14 protein-coding genes are annotated in these 14964 nt (G+C 66.3%); 6 read left to right on the forward strand and 8 right to left on the reverse strand.

Going from position 1 to position 14964, the window contains the following annotated elements; translation table 11 throughout:
• The first annotated feature begins 106 nt into the window (after nucleotides 1–106).
• Complete coding sequence (locus HSX14_RS02275) at nucleotides 107–541, forward strand: DUF4399 domain-containing protein (protein ID WP_173175223.1); 435 nt, start codon at nucleotides 107–109, stop codon at nucleotides 539–541.
• 438 nt (nucleotides 542–979) lie between these two features.
• Here the strand turns inward: HSX14_RS02275 and serA are convergent, their stop codons facing one another.
• Nucleotides 980–2209: a phosphoglycerate dehydrogenase gene (gene serA, locus HSX14_RS02280; protein WP_111263505.1), complete on the reverse strand. Its 1230-nt coding sequence runs from the start codon at nucleotides 2207–2209 to the stop codon at nucleotides 980–982.
• A gap of 177 nt (nucleotides 2210–2386) precedes the next feature.
• Between serA and HSX14_RS02285 the strand changes: the two genes are divergently transcribed.
• From HSX14_RS02285 to HSX14_RS02300, 4 genes are all read left to right on the forward strand, one after another.
• Entirely contained in the window at nucleotides 2387–3778 is a 1392-nt protein-coding gene (locus tag HSX14_RS02285) for an FAD-binding oxidoreductase (RefSeq protein ID WP_173175221.1), read from the forward strand.
• 62 nt (nucleotides 3779–3840) lie between these two features.
• The gene (locus HSX14_RS02290; protein WP_173175219.1) at nucleotides 3841–4506 is read left to right on the forward strand and encodes a fumarylacetoacetate hydrolase family protein; all 666 of its coding nucleotides are present in this window, start codon (nucleotides 3841–3843) and stop codon (nucleotides 4504–4506) included.
• A 63-nt stretch (nucleotides 4507–4569) separates the two neighbouring features.
• On the forward strand, nucleotides 4570–5493 hold the full coding sequence (locus HSX14_RS02295; RefSeq protein ID WP_373874687.1) for an SdiA-regulated domain-containing protein: 924 nt from the start codon (nucleotides 4570–4572) through the stop codon (nucleotides 5491–5493).
• A gap of 93 nt (nucleotides 5494–5586) precedes the next feature.
• Nucleotides 5587–5934 carry a NirD/YgiW/YdeI family stress tolerance protein gene (locus HSX14_RS02300; protein ID WP_173175215.1) on the forward strand — a complete coding sequence of 116 codons (348 nt, stop codon included), beginning with the start codon at nucleotides 5587–5589 and terminating at the stop codon, nucleotides 5932–5934.
• A 118-nt stretch (nucleotides 5935–6052) separates the two neighbouring features.
• Here the strand turns inward: HSX14_RS02300 and HSX14_RS02305 are convergent, their stop codons facing one another.
• The 7 genes from HSX14_RS02305 to HSX14_RS02335 all read right to left on the reverse strand — a co-directional run bounded on the left by HSX14_RS02305 (nucleotide 6053) and on the right by HSX14_RS02335 (nucleotide 13875).
• Nucleotides 6053–7084, reverse strand: coding sequence for a histone deacetylase family protein (locus HSX14_RS02305; protein ID WP_173175213.1), 1032 nt, complete (start codon nucleotides 7082–7084; stop codon nucleotides 6053–6055).
• Nucleotides 7085–7122: 38 nt separating this feature from the next.
• Nucleotides 7123–8481 carry an APC family permease gene (locus HSX14_RS02310; protein WP_173175211.1) on the reverse strand — a complete coding sequence of 453 codons (1359 nt, stop codon included), beginning with the start codon at nucleotides 8479–8481 and terminating at the stop codon, nucleotides 7123–7125.
• A 273-nt stretch (nucleotides 8482–8754) separates the two neighbouring features.
• Complete coding sequence (locus HSX14_RS02315; RefSeq protein ID WP_173175209.1) at nucleotides 8755–9798, reverse strand: ABC transporter substrate-binding protein; 1044 nt, start codon at nucleotides 9796–9798, stop codon at nucleotides 8755–8757.
• A gap of 17 nt (nucleotides 9799–9815) precedes the next feature.
• Complete coding sequence (locus HSX14_RS02320) at nucleotides 9816–10604, reverse strand: ABC transporter permease (RefSeq protein ID WP_173175207.1); 789 nt, start codon at nucleotides 10602–10604, stop codon at nucleotides 9816–9818.
• A complete protein-coding gene (locus tag HSX14_RS02325) occupies nucleotides 10601–11515 on the reverse strand; it encodes an ABC transporter permease (RefSeq protein WP_173175204.1) in 915 nt (304 codons plus the stop codon). Before HSX14_RS02325 ends, HSX14_RS02320 begins: the two co-directional genes overlap by 4 nt.
• Nucleotides 11512–12561, reverse strand: coding sequence for an ABC transporter ATP-binding protein (locus tag HSX14_RS02330; RefSeq protein ID WP_173175202.1), 1050 nt, complete (start codon nucleotides 12559–12561; stop codon nucleotides 11512–11514). Before HSX14_RS02330 ends, HSX14_RS02325 begins: the two co-directional genes overlap by 4 nt.
• 333 nt (nucleotides 12562–12894) lie before the next feature.
• Complete coding sequence (locus HSX14_RS02335; protein WP_228723531.1) at nucleotides 12895–13875, reverse strand: AraC family transcriptional regulator; 981 nt, start codon at nucleotides 13873–13875, stop codon at nucleotides 12895–12897.
• A gap of 160 nt (nucleotides 13876–14035) precedes the next feature.
• Between HSX14_RS02335 and HSX14_RS02340 the strand changes: the two genes are divergently transcribed.
• The gene (locus tag HSX14_RS02340) at nucleotides 14036–14959 is read left to right on the forward strand and encodes an SdiA-regulated domain-containing protein (protein WP_173175198.1); all 924 of its coding nucleotides are present in this window, start codon (nucleotides 14036–14038) and stop codon (nucleotides 14957–14959) included.
• Nucleotides 14960–14964 lie beyond the last annotated feature (5 nt).

The following is a 14964-nucleotide window of genomic DNA, read 5'->3' on the forward strand; positions in this document are numbered from 1 at the left end:
GTGACCCGGGCTGGTCAGTTCCAGCGTAGCCATTGCCGGCTAGGCTGCAGGTGAACCTCCGCCGCCGCGAAGGGTCAGTGTGTTGCTTACCAACAAGGAGTCAGTCATGAAGCTTGCGTTCGCTCCCCTGGGCCTTGCGGCCCTGCTGGCGGTGGTTTCCACCGCGACGTTCGCCGAGATGCCGCGCACACCGGCGCCCGAAGGCGCGAAGGTCTATTTCATCGAGCCCGCCGACGGCGCCACTGTGGACAAGACGTTCAGCGTCAAGTTCGGTTTGCAGGGCATGGGCGTCGCCCCGGCCGGGGTCGATTCGCCCGCCACGGGCCACCACCACCTGCTGATCGATGTCGACAAGGAACCGGCGATGAACATGCCGCTGCCGATGACCGACAACCTCAAGCACTTCGGCAAGGGCCAGACCGAAACCCAGATTACCCTGCCGCCGGGCAAGCACACCCTGCAGTTGCTGGTGGGTGACAAGAACCACGTACCGCTGGACCCGCCGGTCATCTCCGAGAAGATCACCGTCACCGTGAAATGAACGTGAAATCGCGGGCATGAAAAGGGAGGCCGAGGCCTCCCTTTTCATTGTCCAGCTCTGTCGTCAGGGCTCGCGAGCCAGGGCGAGACAAGGCGGAATCAGCCGAGAAGCGCGGAGTTCACATCTGTAAATGAGCGCTTCCCGGGTGATTCCAACGCCGTATGACCGACGTGCAGGGCTCGCCGGAAGCACCGCGCGGCGGTGCGCGCAGCACACCCTACGGCACGAGCTCATCTTGTCGAGTCTTCAGCTCGAAACGCAGACATGAAAAAGGGAGGCCAAAGCCCCCCTTTTTATTTACCCAGCTCCCTCGTCAGGGCTCGCGAGCTAGAGCGAGACAAGGCGGGAATGGCCGAGAAGCGCGGAGTTCACATCTGTGAATGAGCACTTCGAAGCCGTTTCCAACGCCGTATCGCCGACGCGCAGCAGCCCTGGGGGTCAGAACAGGACGCGGCTGCGAATGGTGCCGTTGACGTGCTGCAGCTTCTCCAGCGCCAGGTCCGAGTACTCGGCGTCGACGTCGATCACCACGTAGCCGACCTTGGCGTTGGTCTGCAGGTACTGGCCGGAGATGTTGATGCCATTGTCGGCGAACACCTTGTTGATCTCGCTCATCACGCCGGGAACGTTGGCGTGGATGTGCAGCAGGCGGTGCTTGCCGGGGTGCGACGGCAGGGCCACTTCGGGGAAGTTGACCGAGGACACGGAGGTGCCGTTGTCGCTGTACTTGACCAGCTTCTCGGCCACTTCCAGGCCGATGTTGGCCTGGGCCTCGGCGGTGGAGCCACCGATGTGCGGGGTGAGGATCACGCGATCCAGGCCACGCAGCGGGCTTTCGAACTCTTCGTCGTTGGACTTGGGCTCGACCGGGAACACGTCGATGGCGGCGCCGATCAGGTGCTCGTCCTTGATGGCGGCGGCCAGGTGGTCCAGCTCGACCACGGTGCCGCGCGCGGCGTTGATCAGGATGCCGCCCTTCTTGATGGCGCGGATTTCCTTCTCGCCGATCATCCACTGGGTGGAGGGCAGCTCGGGAACGTGCAGGGAGACGATGTCGCTCATGCCCAGCAGCTCGTGCAGGTCGCCGATCTGCGTGGCGTTGCCCAGCGGCAGCTTGGTCAGGGTGTCGTAGAAGAACACCTGCATGCCCAGGGCCTCGGCCAGCACCGAGAGCTGGGTGCCGATGGAGCCGTAGCCGACGATGCCGAGCTTCTTGCCGCGGATCTCGAAGGAGTTGGCCGCCGACTTGATCCAGCCGCCACGGTGGCAGGAGGCGTTCTTCTCCGGGATGCCGCGCAGCAGCAGGATGGCTTCGGCCAGGACCAGCTCGGCGACCGAGCGGGTGTTGGAATAGGGGGCGTTGAACACGGCGATGCCGCGTTCGCGGGCGGCGTTCAGGTCGACCTGGTTGGTACCGATGCAGAAGCAGCCCACGGCGATCAGCTTCTTGGCGCAGTCGAACACTTCCTCGGTCAGCTGGGTGCGGGAGCGGATGCCGATGAAGTGGGCATCGGCGATCTTTTCCTTCAGCTCGTCATCGGAGAGCGCGCCCTTGAGGTACTCGATGTTGCTGTAGCCGGCGGCCTTCAGGGTGTCCACGGCGTTCTGGTGGACGCCTTCGAGGAGAAGGAACTTGATCTTGCTCTTGTCGAGGGAGGTCTTGCTCATCTGCGTACCTATTTGTCCCGGTAGAAAAGTTCAGAAGGCTGTGCGGCAGCTACCCCGGAAAAGGCCTGTGAGGCATGATTCACGGGGTGCGTATGCTAGCATGTTCTCCTTTTTCCTTGCTCGGTTGCGACCTGAAACGTTCTCAGGGCGACCATGAATGATTCGAGAGTTCCCTTGATGACCAACGTTGCCCTGATCGAAGAGCTGAAGACCCTGGTTGAGCCTGGCAAGGTGCTGACCGACGCCGATTCCCTGAACGCCTACGGCAAGGACTGGACCAAGCATTTCGCCCCGGCGCCCACCGCCATCGTCTTCCCCAAGACCATCGAGCAGGTGCAGGCCATCGTCCGCTGGGCCAACCAGCACAAGGTCGCCCTGGTGCCGTCGGGCGGCCGTACCGGCCTTTCCGCCGCCGCCGTCGCCGCCCATGGCGAGGTGGTCGTGGCGTTCGACTACATGAACCAGATCCTCGAATTCAACGAATTCGACCGCACCGCCGTGTGCCAGCCGGGTGTCGTCACCGAGCAGCTGCAGAACTTCGCCGAGGACAAGGGGCTGTACTACCCGGTGGACTTCGCGTCTGCCGGTTCCAGCCAGATTGGCGGCAACATCGGCACCAATGCCGGCGGGATCAAGGTCATTCGCTACGGCATGACCCGCAATTGGGTCGCCGGCCTCAAAGTCGTCACCGGCACCGGCGAGCTGCTGGAGCTGAACAAGGACCTGATCAAGAACGCCACCGGCTATGACCTGCGCCAGCTGTTCATTGGCGCCGAAGGCACCCTGGGCTTCGTGGTCGAGGCCACCATGCGCCTGGATCGTGCGCCGAAGAACCTCACCGCGATGGTCCTCGGCACCCCGGACTTCGACTCGATCATGCCGGTGCTGCACGCGTTCCAGAGCAAGCTCGACCTCACCGCCTTCGAATTCTTCTCCGACAAGGCCCTGGCCAAGATCATGGCCCGTGGCGACGTGCCGGCGGCCTTCGAGACCGAATGCCCCTTCTATGCGCTGCTGGAGTTCGAGGCCACCACCGAGGAGGTGGCCAACGACGCCCTGGCCACCTTCGAGCATTGCGTCGAGCAAGGCTGGGTGCTGGACGGCGTGATGAGCCAGAGCGAGCAACAGCTGCAGAACCTGTGGAAGCTGCGCGAGTACATCTCCGAGACCATCTCCCACTGGACGCCCTACAAGAACGACATCTCGGTGACCGTTTCCAAGGTGCCGGCCTTCCTCAAGGACATCGACACCATCGTCGAAGCCAACTACCCCGATTTCGAAGTGGTCTGGTTCGGCCACATCGGCGACGGCAACCTGCACCTGAACATCCTCAAGCCGGACGCCTTGTCCAAGGACGAGTTCTTCGCCAAGTGCGCGACCGTCAACAAGTGGGTGTTCGAGACCGTGCAGAAGTACAACGGCTCGATCTCCGCCGAACACGGCGTGGGCATGACCAAGCGCGACTACCTCACCTACAGCCGCTCGGAGCCCGAGATCGCCGTGATGAAGGCCATCAAGGCGGTGTTCGATCCCAACGGAATCATGAACCCCGGCAAGATCTTCAATTGAGCAGGCAGGCGGTGGAGCGATCCCCCGCCTGTTTTGCATCCACACCGTTCAGGAGTCGGTAAATGAGCTATCAGCACCAGTACGTCGACGGCACCCGCATCCATTTCCCCCTCGGCAAGGTCGTGTGCATCGGCCGCAACTACGCCGAGCACGCCAAGGAGCTGAACAACCCGGTGCCCACCGAGCCGCTGCTGTTCATCAAGCCGGCGTCCAGTGTGGTGGCCATCGAGGGCGGTTTCTCCATTCCCGAGGACCGTGGCGTGGTGCACTACGAAGCGGAGATCGCCGTGCTGATCGGCAAGCCGCTGTCGCGCAACCCCAGCCTGGAAGAGGCCCGTGACGCCATCTCCGGCTTCGCCCCGGCCCTGGACCTGACCCTGCGCGACGTGCAGGCCAGGCTCAAGGAGAAGGGCTGGCCCTGGGAAGTCGCCAAGGCCTTCGACGGTGCCTGCGTGCTGGCGCCCTTCGTGCCGGGCGATGCCATCGAGGCGCTCGACGACATCGGCATCCGCCTGACCATCAACGGCGACGTGCGCCAGGACGGCAACAGCCGCGACATGCTCAACCCGGTGCTGCCGCTGCTCCAGGCCATCAGCCAGCACTTCAGCCTGCAGCCGGGCGACGTGGTGCTGACCGGCACCCCCGTCGGCGTCGGTCCGCTGAACAAGGGCGACGCCCTCACCCTGGAACTGGTCGGCCACTCCTCGTTCGACAGCGGCGTCATCTGAGGGGCGCCAGGGAACTTCGGCGGTGGCAGGCGATCTGACTGCCACCAGCCGAAGCCGTAGCCAATGGCCATGTCCTTTCCCCGCCCCAATTTCCGCACCTGCACCCTTCTGGTGCTGTTCGCGGCCTGCGTCGCCTCCATCCGCTACCTGCACCTCGATGACCGCGCCTCCCTCTGGCTCAGCGAACGCAACCTGAGCAAGGGCGAGCGTGCCGCCAGCATCTGGCTGCCGGGCTACAAGGCGGTGCTGCAGGGCAAGCCCCTGGCCGGCCTCGAGAACGACGAGACCTCCGATCTCGCCTACAACCCGGTCACCGGCACCCTGTTCACCGTCACCGGCAAGGTGCCGCAACTGGTGGAGCTGACCCGCGACGGCGACGTGCTGCGACGCATCCCGCTCAAGGGCTTCTCCAACCCCGAGGGCGTGGCGGTGCTGGAAAACGGCAACGTCGCGGTCACCGACGAGCGACGCCGCAGCCTGTCGATCTTCCGCCTCGACCCGCTGACCCGCGAGCTGGACGTAAGCCAGGGCGACGAGTTCGACCTGGGCTTCCCGGATTCCGGCAACAAGGGCTTCGAGGGCATCGCCTGGGACCCCGCCCAGGGCCGCCTGCTGCTGGGCAAGGAACGCACGCCGGAGATGTTCAGCCTGGCCAGCGACGGCAGCCGCCACCTGGAAGGCGCCCTGCGCCCGCTGCCGGGCTACGGACTGGGCATGCGCAACCTGTCGGCCCTCAGCGTCGACCCGCGCACCGGCCACCTGCTGGTGCTCTCCGCGCAATCGAACCTGCTGCTGGAGCTGGACGAGACCGGCGAGCCGGTGAGCTTCATCAGCCTGCTGGGCGGGCTCAATGGCCTGGCCAAGCGCATCCCCCGTGCCGAAGGCGTGGCCATGGACGAGCGCGGCGACATCTATATGGTCAGCGAGCCCAACCTCTTCTACGTATTCCGCAAGTCCGACGACATCGATGGCCCCGAGCGTGGCTGACGCGATTCAGCTTCGCTTAAGGCGCTTTTAAGGCTCGCTTCAGCGCGCGGCCCTAGCCTGATCCCGTCAACCACATCGAACGGGATCAAGCCCATGAACACCAAGTACCTCGCCCTGCTCCTCGCCCCGCTGTTCTCCAACGCCGCCCTGGCCTCCAGTTACACCGGCCCCGGCTCCACGCCCCAGGTCACCACCGTGGCCGCCGCCATGGAGGCCGCCGACGACGCCGCCGTGGTGCTGCAGGGTCAGATCGTCAAGCGCATCAAGGGCGATATCTACGAATTCAAGGACGCCACCGGCACCATCAAGGTCGAGATCGACGACGAGGACTGGCCGCCCCACGCCATCGACGACAAGGCCCAGGTCAAGCTGACCGGCGAGGTGGATCGCGACCTGATGGGGCGCGAGATCGACGTCGAGTTCGTCGAGCGGGTCAACTGATCCAGCCCCTCCCCACAAACGGCCCCATTACGGGGCCGTTTTTCGTTGGAGGATTTCCTCTTCCGAAAGAGAGGATGGCGCCTGCCGGGTACGACCCGACTCACAGGCCGGAACGCCCTCACGCCACGCTCTCGAACCCCTGCAGCACATTGATCGCGTTGATGCCGATCTCCTCCACCGCGTAACCCCCCTCCATCACGAACAGGGTCTGCAGGCCGAGCTGGCCGATGATCTCGCCCATGCGCAGGTAGTCCGGGCTGTCGAGCTTGAACTGCGAGATGGGGTCCTCCTTGAAGGTGTCCACGCCCAGCGAGACCACCAGCGCATCCGGCGCGAAGGCCGCTATCTGCCGGCAGGCGTCGGCCAGGGCCTGGCTCCACACCGCCCAGTCGCTGCCCTCGGCCAGCGGGTAGTTGAAGTTGAAGCCGGCCCCTGCGCCTACGCCCTTCTCGTCGGCGAAGCCGAGGAAATAGGGGTACTCGAAGCGCGGGTCGCCGTGGATCGAGGTGAAGAGCACGTCGGCGCGGTCGTAGAAGATGTCCTGGGTGCCGTTGCCGTGGTGGTAGTCCACATCCAGTACCGCGACGCGCCTGGCGCCCTTGTCCAGCAGCGCCTGCACGGCGATGGCGGCGTTGTTCAGGTAGCAATAGCCGCCCATGTAGTCGGCGGCGGCGTGATGGCCCGGCGGGCGGCACAGGGAGAACACCCCGCGCGCGCCCCTGGCCAGTTCGGCCTGGCCGCTGAGGGCGACGTTGGCCGAGCTGGTGATGGCCTGCCAGGTGCCGGCGGTGATGGGCGCGCCGGCATCGAAGGAGTAGTAGCCCAGGCGGCCGTCGATGTCGGTGGGCTCCACCTGGCGCAGGCGCCGGGTCGGCCAGGCGATGGGCAGCATGTCGTGGCTGCGGCCCTTGGCCTGCCAGTCGGCCCAGGCGTTCTGCAGAAAGCGCACGAAACCTTCGCCGTGCACCCGCAGGATCGGCGCGAGGCCGAAGTCCTGTGGCGCCTGGATGGCGCCGAGCTGAACAGCCTTGGCGCGGTCCAGCACCATGTCGGCGCGGCTGGGCTTCTCGAAGCAGGGGGTGAACTGGCCGCCGATGAGTTCGTGCTTGCCGTGGTGCAGGTGGTGGTCGTCGCTGTAGATGGTCAGCATGTCCGGCTCCTTGCGGGCTGGTTGGAGGGTCGGTTCGATCAGTGTTCGGAGAACTGCACCTGGGGTGCCGGCCGCCTGAAGCCGCCGGTGTGCCAGGCCAGGTAGAGCAAGCCCATGGCGAACCACGCCAGGCCAATGCCCAGGGTCAGCGCCGAGAGGCTGGTCCACAGCCAGGCGATCAGGCCGAAGCCGATCAGTGGCAGCAGGCCGTAGCGCAGCGTGTCGCCGAGGCCGTGGGGCTGGCCGTCCAGCAGGTGGCTGTGGATCACCGCCAGGTTGACCACGGAGAAGGCCACCAGGGCGCCGAAGCTGATCATCGAGGCCAGGGTGGTGAGGTCGATGACGATGGCCAGCAGCGAGACCAGGGACACCAGCAGGATCGACAGGGTCGGCGTCCGGTAGCGCGGCGAGAGGCGGCCGAAGAGGCGGCGCGGGAGAATGCCGTCGCGGCCCATGCTGAACAGGATGCGCGACACCGAGGCCTGTGACGCCAGGGCGGACCCGGCGGCGCCGGCCACGTAGGCGGCGGTAAAGAAGGCCTCCAGCAGGCCGCCGCCGGCCTTGAGCATCACCTCGGTGGCTGCGGCGTCCGGGTCCTTGAAGGCACTGCCGGGGAACACCAGTTGCGCCACCAGGGCCAGGAGGATGAACAGCAGCCCGGCGGTGACCGTGGTCATGACGATGGCGCGGGGGATGTCGCGGCGCGGGTCGCGGGCCTCCTCGGCGAGGGTGGACACCGCGTCGAAGCCGAGGAAGGACAGGCACAGTACCGCCGCACCGGCCATCAGCGGCACCAGGCCCGGCTGGGTGCCGTCGCCCAGCAGCGGGGCCAGGAGATCGACTTCGCCGCCGGCCAGGGTACGCGCCGACATCGCCAGGAACACCACGACGAACACCAGCTGCGCGCCGACGATGGCGTTGCTCATGCCCGACACCGAGCCGATGCCGCGCAGGTTGAGCAGGGTGACCAGGGCCACCGCCGCCACCACGAAGGCCCAGGCGGGCACGGCGGGGAAGGCGATGTTGAGGAACAGGCCGATCACCAGGTAGTTGATCATCGGCAGGAACAGGTAATCGAGCAGCAGCGACCAGCCGGCGAGGAAGCCCACCGCCGGGCCGAAGCTCAGGCTGGCGTAGGAGTACGCGGACCCGGCCACCGGGTACTTGCGCACCATGAAGCTGTAGGAGAAGGCGGTGAAGAGCATCGCCGCCAGGGTGGCGACATAGGCCAGCGCGGTGCGCCCGCCGGTCATCTCGGTGACCACGCCGTAGGTGGTGAACACCGTCAGCGGCACCATGTACACCAGGCCGAAGAACACCAGAGCCGGCAGGCCGAGGATGCGTCGCAGGTGGGTGCCCTGGGCGCTGTGGGTGAAGTCGTCGAAGGCTTTGCTCATGGGAATACCTCGCTGGCACCTGCCGGGCAGGCGCTGGGGTGGATCGTCGGGCGCGTCGTGCGTCGATGGGCGGGCCGGGTGGCCCGGTGTCAGCTGGCGGGTGGTCGGCCGCTGCGGGGGATGGCGCTGTGGCGGGTGATGCGGGGCATGGCGTTCACTCTCTTGTTCTTGTCGATGGGCGCGGCAGGGCGCGGGTCGCCGGCGCATCGCTCCCATCGACGCGCCTGCTGGCTCGGGGTCGTCCGGCCCGCCGGGCGGCGGGCCGGATGGTGGTCATTTCTTCAGCTTGGTCCATACCTTGCTGCGCAGGTTCAGGGCCTTGGGCGAGCAGAGCTTGAAGCTCTTCAGGCGGTCCAGCTTGTCCTGCGGGGTGTTGATGGCCGGGTCATCGAACAGCTCCTTCTCCATGAACTTCTCGGAGCCTTCGATGGCGTTGTTGTACTTGGCGAAGTTGGAGGCGGCGGCGATGTTCTCCGGCGCCATCATCCAGTTGATGAAGGCGTGGGCCTCCGCGACGTTGGCCGCGTCCTTGGGGATCACGAAGTTGTCGATGAACAGGTGGATGCCTTCCTTCGGATAGACGTACACCAGGCTGTCGCGCTGGGCGTGGGCGCGGTGGTAGGCGCCGTTCCACTGCATGTGCATGGCCACTTCGCCCGCGGCCATGCGCTCGATGGTGCCGTCGCTGTTGTACATGGCCAGCAGGGGCTTCTGGCCCAGCAGCAGGTCCTGGATCTTCTTCGCGTCCTTCGGGTCCTCGGTGCACTGGTCGATGGACAGGTAGTGGGACGCGGCGATGTAGAGGTCTTCGATGGAGTTGAGCGCCACCACCTTGCCCTTGAGTTCGGCCGGCGGCTCGAAGAAGGGTTTCCAGCTTTCTTCCAGGGCCCCGCCTGGCACCTGCTTGCTGTCGTAGCTGTAGCCGGTGGTGCCCCAGAGGTAGGGCACGCTGTAGTCGTGGCCGGGGTCGAAGTCGAGGCTCTGGAAGTTGGCCTTGAGGTTCTTCAGGTTCGGCAGCTGGGCCTTGTCGAACTTCTGCAGCAGGCCGTCGGTGGCCATGATCTGGATGAAGCTGTCCGACGGCACCACCACGTCGTAGGCGCCGCCACCGGCCTTGAGCTTGGCCAGCAGCGTCTCGTTGCTGTCGTAGGCGTCGAGGGTGGCCTTGATGCCGGTGTCCTTCTCGAACTTCTTCAGCAGCTCCGGTGGGAAGTAGTCCGACCAGTTGGCCAGGTGCAGGGTGCCGGCCGCCTGGGCGGTGCCGGACAGGCCCAGGGCGAGCAGCAGGGAGAGCGCGAGCGGTGTGGTGCGGGTCATGACGGGCTCCTTTGGGCTCAGCGCTTGCGCTGGCCGATGTAGTAGGACAACGCAACGAACGCTATGGAAATCACCAGGATGATCGAGGAAATCGCGTTGATCTTCGGCGATATGCCCATCCTGATGGAGCTGAAGATGTACACCGGCAGGGTGGTCGCGCCGGCCCCGGCGACGAAGTAGGTGATGACGAAATCGTCCATGGAAATGATGAAGGCGAGCATCGCCCCCGAAAGGATGCCGGGCGTCAGCAGCGGGAAGGTGATCTTCCAGAAGGCCTTCCAGGGTGAGGCGTAGAGATCGGCGGCGGCCTCGGCCAGGCGCGGGTCCATGCCCTCCAGCCGTGCGCGGATCGGCAGGTAGGCGAAGGGGATGCAGAACACCACGTGGGCGATGAGGATGGTGAACAGCGACAGCTTCAGGCCGACGAAGGCGAAGAACATCAGCGTCGCCACGGCGGTGACGATCTCCGGCACCAGCAGCGGCAGGCCGAGCACGCCGCTCATGGCGATCTGCCCATGGAAGGCGCGGCCGCGCATGCCCAGGGCCGCGAGGGTGGCCAGGGCGGTGGCGATCAGGGTGGCAAAGGTGGCCACCAGCAGCGAGTTCTTCGCCGCGCGGACGATCTCCGGGTCGTTGGCCACCACCGCGTACCACTTGAGGCTGAAGCTCTCCCAGATGGTCGCCGACTGGCCGCCGTTGAAGCTCAGCGCCACCAGCACCAGGATCGGCACGTAGAGGAAGGCGAAGAACAGCCAGGCGGTGGGGCGCACGCCGGTGAAGCGCCAGAGCGGGCCTTGCAGGTTCATGGGTGGCCTCCGGCGGTGCCCGGCTTGAAGCGCAGGCTGTAGAGCAGCATCGCCAGCAGCACGAAGCCGAGCAGGGCGAAGGACAGCGCCGCGCCCAGCGGCCAGTTGTGCGAGGCGCCGAACTGCAGCTGGATGAGGTTGCCGATCATCAGCGACTTACCGCCCCCCAGCAGCTCGGGGATGATGTAGTTGCCGAGCGAGGGGATGAACACCAGGATCACCCCGGCCATCACGCCCGGCATCGCCAGCGGCAGGATGATCCGCTTCAGGGCCTGGAAGCGGTTGGCGCCCAGGTCGAAGGCCGCCTCCACCAGGCGCCAGTCGAGTTTCTCCAGGCTGGTGTAGATGGGCAGCACCATGAACGGCAGGAAGGTATAGAGCAGGCCGATGATCACCGCACCGTCGGTATAGAGGATGCCCAGCGCCTTGTCGGTGAGCCCCAGCCCGTGCAGGCCGCTGTCCACCAGCCCGCCATTGCGCAGCAGCAGGATCCACGCGTAGACCCGCACCAGCAGGTTGGTCCAGAAGGGCACCGTGACCAGGAACAGCAGCAGGTTGCGCTTGCGCTCGTTCTGCAGCGCCAGGTAGAGCGCGGTGGGGAAGCCGATCAGCAGGCAGCCGGCGGTGGTCATCACCGACAGCCAGAACGAGCGCTGGAAGATCTGCAGGTAGTCGGTGTTGAACACCAGGCTGTCGTCCAGGTCCCGCTCGTAGAGGAAGTTGACGTAGGCCTCCAGCGAGTACTCGCCCCACTTCACGCCGCCGTAGTCGCCCGGTTGCAGCAGCGAGACCAGCAACATGATGCCCAGGGGCAGCAGCAGGAACAGGCCGAGAGTGAGCATGGCCGGCGCCGCCAGCAGCAGGCGCCGACGCAGCTGACGGGCCTCGGCCAGGGCGCGCAGGCTGCTCATCGCGGCAGTACCCGTACCGCGCTGGCGGGCACCTGCAGGCGCACGCGGGTGCCGGCCTCCAGGCAGCCACCGGCGCCGTCGCGGTTCTGCCGGCGTACGCGGAAGCCGCTCTGCCCGGCCACGCGCAGCAGGTAGAGGGTGTCGGTGCCGACGTAGACCACCGTTTCCACTTCGCCTTCGAGATTGCCGTCCCGGTCGATGGCGATGCGCTCCGGGCGGATGGCCAGGGTCACCGGGCCACGGCGCTCGCCGGGGGCATCGAGCATCTGGCCATCGGCCAGGCGCACGCCGGCGTCCAGCGCCTCGGCATCGAGGAAGTTGGTCTCGCCGATGAAGTCGGCCACGGTGCGGTCCACCGGCGCTTCGTAGATCTCGGTCGGGCTGCCGACCTGGAGGATGCGCCCCTTGTGCATCACCGCGATGCGGTCGGACATGGTCAGGGCTTCTTCCTGGTCGTGGGTGACGAAGATGAAGGTGATGCCGGTCTCGTGCTGCAGGCGCTTGAGCTCGATCTGCATGTCCTTGCGCAGCTTCTGGTCCAGCGCCGAGAGGGATTCGTCCAGCAGCAGCACCTTGGGCCGGCTGGCCAGGGCACGGGCCAGGGCGATGCGCTGCTGCTGGCCGCCGGAGAGCTGGTCGGCACGGCGCCGGACGACGTCCGGCAGTTTCACCAGCTCCAGCATGCGCTGCACCGTGGCCTGGATCTCGGCCTTGGGGCGGCCCTGCATCTCGAGGCCGAAGCCGATGTTCTGCGCCACCGTCATGTGCGGGAACAGCGCGTAGCTCTGGAACACGGTGTTGACCGGGCGGCGGAAGGGCGGCAGGCCCTGCATCTCCTCGCCGTAGAGGCGGATGGCACCGGCGCTGGGCTGTTCGAACCCGGCGATCAGGCGCAGGAGGGTGGTCTTGCCGCAGCCGGAAGGGCCGAGGAGGGTGAAGAACTCGTTGGCGCGGATCTCCAGGGAAACCTCGTCCAGGGCGCGGACGCCCTGCCCCGGATCGCCGAACTCCATGCAGACACGGTCGATGCTGATCGCACTGGACATGCTTATCGCAAGCTCTAAGGGATTGTTCTTATTGGGCTTTTTCGTGTGACGCAAAGGCCCCTGGCGCCTTTGATTCTGTCAGCGGCGTGCGGGGCGCAGAACGATAGAAACGGTCAAAAGGGGATAATTTCGGACAATTTGCTGGCGGGTGCCGGTGGGAAGGATGGAGGCCTGGGCTCTTTCAGTGGGGCCCCGCGTTCGCGGGGATGACGGCCGGCGAAGGCACCCCGCGACAGTGGTTTCCGCGAACGCGGAAAATCCGCTGGATTGCATCCATAGGAGACGTAGCCCGGGAACGCCCGGAGTGGGGGAGCGGGCGAATGCGGAGCCGGATCAGCGCCGGTACTGGCTCGGCGGCTGGCCGCTCCAGCGCTGGAAGGCGTGGCGGAAACTGGCGGTCTCGGCGTAGCCGAGCTGTTCGGCGATCAGGTAGATCGGCAGGTCGGTCTGCAACAGCAACTGGCGGGCCTTGTCGTAGCGCACTTCGTCCAGCAGGCGCTGGTAGCTGGTGTTGAGGCGCTGCAAATGGCGGCGCAGGGTGCGTTCGGAGCGATGCAGGCTGCGGGCGACGCGGTCCAGGTTGCTGGCTTCGCTGAGGTGGCCGGCCAGGTGCTCGCGGATCTGGTCGAGCACGTCGTGGCGGCTGGTGAGCTGGGCGTCGAGCTTCTGGCACTGCTGCAGGCCGTGGTGGCAGGTCACCGGGTCGGCCAGGGGCAGGGTGCGGTCGAGCAGCGCGGCGTTGAAGCAGAGCGCTGTGCGCGAATCGCCGAAGTCCACCGGGCAGCCGAGCTTCTCCGTGTAGGCGGCCGCATGCAGCGGCGGGCGATAGGGCAGGCGCACCCGCCGCGGGCGCACGGCCTCGCCGAGCAGGTCCTGGATCACCGTGAGCAGCGAGGTGAGGCACAGCTCGCTGTTGAACACCATCAGCTCCGGCGCATAGCGGTAGCCGGTGGCGACCAGCCGGGCCTCGGCGCCGTCCTCCTCCAGGGCCAGGGTGAAGTAGCTGCCCAGCAGCGAGGCGTTGGCCAGGGCGATGTTCAGCGCATCGCGCAGGGTGCGGCTGGCGAGCATGGTGTAGCCGAGGATGCCGTAGGCGGAGACGTGCATGCGCAGGCCCAGGGACAGCCCCAGCGCCGGGTCGCGCGTGCAGCTCAGGGCGTTGGCGAAGACGCGCAGTTCCTGGGCGTGGGTGATCAGCTTGTCGGGGGTGTCGAGGTCGCTGCAGGCGACGCCGCTGCCTTCGAGCAGGCGCGGGCGAGGCACCTCCTCGGCGAGGGTCTCCACCGCCAGGGCGATGGTGTGCAGGGTGGTCATGACCCGTTCGGGTAGCAATGGCGCCGCCATGTTTCGTCCCCTTTGGTAACGGTGGGGTGCCGGGAGGGTGCATGGGCCTGTGCATTAAGTTTCGGTTCAGGCATCACAATGGCGCACTCTTGTATCCTCGGCGCGCCCCTGAACCCTAGAGTTTGTCCCGATGCGATCCTTCCTGACTCCCCGTTGGCTGGTTTCCGGCCTGTTGTTCTGTGTGCTGCTGGTGCTCGGCATCGCCGCCCAGGAGTTTCGCCTGTTCGAGCGCGGCTGGTTCATCGTGCAAGAATGGCGCCACGCTTCGGAGTGGCGCGAGCGCTCGATCTGGCTGCCGGACTACCGGGTGACCGTCGAGGCCCTGCCCATCGAGGGGCTGGACGACGATGTCTCCGCGCTTACCTACGACCCGGACCGCCACAGCTTGCTGACGGTCACCAACCAGCGCCCGCAGATCATCGAGATGTCCCTGGACGGCCACATCATCCGGCGCATCGACCTGGAAGGCTTCGGCGATCCGGAGGCCGTCGAGTACATCAGCAAGGGCGTCTACGTCATCACCGACGAGCGCCTGCAACGCCTGGTCAAGGTGCGCCTGGACGAGGACACCACCCGCCTGGACGCCAGCGAGTCGCAGCAGCTCTCCCTGGGCATCGGCCTCAACGGCAACAAGGGCTTCGAGGGGCTGGCCTACGACCCCGCCGGGCAGCGCCTGTTCGTGGCCAAGGAGCGCGACCCGGTGCGCATCTACGAAGTCCACGGCTTCCCCCACACCAATCCGGACAAGCCCTTCGCGGTGCACGTGGTGGACGACCCCAAGCGCGACGCCGGGCTCTTCGTCCGCGACCTTTCCAGCCTGCAATACGACGACCGCAGCGGCCATCTGCTGGCGCTGTCCGACGAGTCGCGGCTTGTGCTGGAGATCAACGCCGACGGCAAGCCCATCAGCAGCCTGTCGCTGCTGCGCGGCATGCACGGCCTGACCCGCGGCGTGCCGCAGGCGGAGGGCGTGGCGATGGATAACGAAGGGAATCTGTACCTGGTCAGCGAGCCGAACCTGTTCTACAGGTTCAGCAAGCCGGCGGGGGAGTGACGCTC

Source organism: Pseudomonas tohonis (genome assembly GCF_012767755.2).
Classification (GTDB): domain Bacteria; phylum Pseudomonadota; class Gammaproteobacteria; order Pseudomonadales; family Pseudomonadaceae; genus Metapseudomonas; species Metapseudomonas tohonis.

Bases quoted from the DNA above. Each gene is read 5' to 3' on its own strand.
- HSX14_RS02320 (WP_173175207.1), bottom strand. From the start codon at position 10,604: ATGAACCTGCAAGGCCCGCTCTGGCGCTTCACCGGCGTGCGCCCCACC.
- HSX14_RS02325 (WP_173175204.1), bottom strand. From the start codon at position 11,515: ATGAGCAGCCTGCGCGCCCTGGCCGAGGCCCGTCAGCTGCGTCGGCGC.
- HSX14_RS02275 (WP_173175223.1), top strand. From the start codon at position 107: ATGAAGCTTGCGTTCGCTCCCCTGGGCCTTGCGGCCCTGCTGGCGGTG.
- HSX14_RS02305 (WP_173175213.1), bottom strand. From the start codon at position 7,084: ATGCTGACCATCTACAGCGACGACCACCACCTGCACCACGGCAAGCAC.
- HSX14_RS02300 (WP_173175215.1), top strand. From the start codon at position 5,587: ATGAACACCAAGTACCTCGCCCTGCTCCTCGCCCCGCTGTTCTCCAAC.
- HSX14_RS02310 (WP_173175211.1), bottom strand. From the start codon at position 8,481: ATGAGCAAAGCCTTCGACGACTTCACCCACAGCGCCCAGGGCACCCAC.
- HSX14_RS02330 (WP_173175202.1), bottom strand. From the start codon at position 12,561: ATGTCCAGTGCGATCAGCATCGACCGTGTCTGCATGGAGTTCGGCGAT.
- serA (WP_111263505.1), bottom strand. From the start codon at position 2,209: ATGAGCAAGACCTCCCTCGACAAGAGCAAGATCAAGTTCCTTCTCCTC.
- HSX14_RS02290 (WP_173175219.1), top strand. From the start codon at position 3,841: ATGAGCTATCAGCACCAGTACGTCGACGGCACCCGCATCCATTTCCCC.
- HSX14_RS02335 (WP_228723531.1), bottom strand. From the start codon at position 13,875: ATGACCACCCTGCACACCATCGCCCTGGCGGTGGAGACCCTCGCCGAG.
- HSX14_RS02295 (WP_373874687.1), top strand. From the start codon at position 4,570: ATGGCCATGTCCTTTCCCCGCCCCAATTTCCGCACCTGCACCCTTCTG.
- HSX14_RS02340 (WP_173175198.1), top strand. From the start codon at position 14,036: ATGCGATCCTTCCTGACTCCCCGTTGGCTGGTTTCCGGCCTGTTGTTC.
- HSX14_RS02285 (WP_173175221.1), top strand. From the start codon at position 2,387: ATGACCAACGTTGCCCTGATCGAAGAGCTGAAGACCCTGGTTGAGCCT.
- HSX14_RS02315 (WP_173175209.1), bottom strand. From the start codon at position 9,798: ATGACCCGCACCACACCGCTCGCGCTCTCCCTGCTGCTCGCCCTGGGC.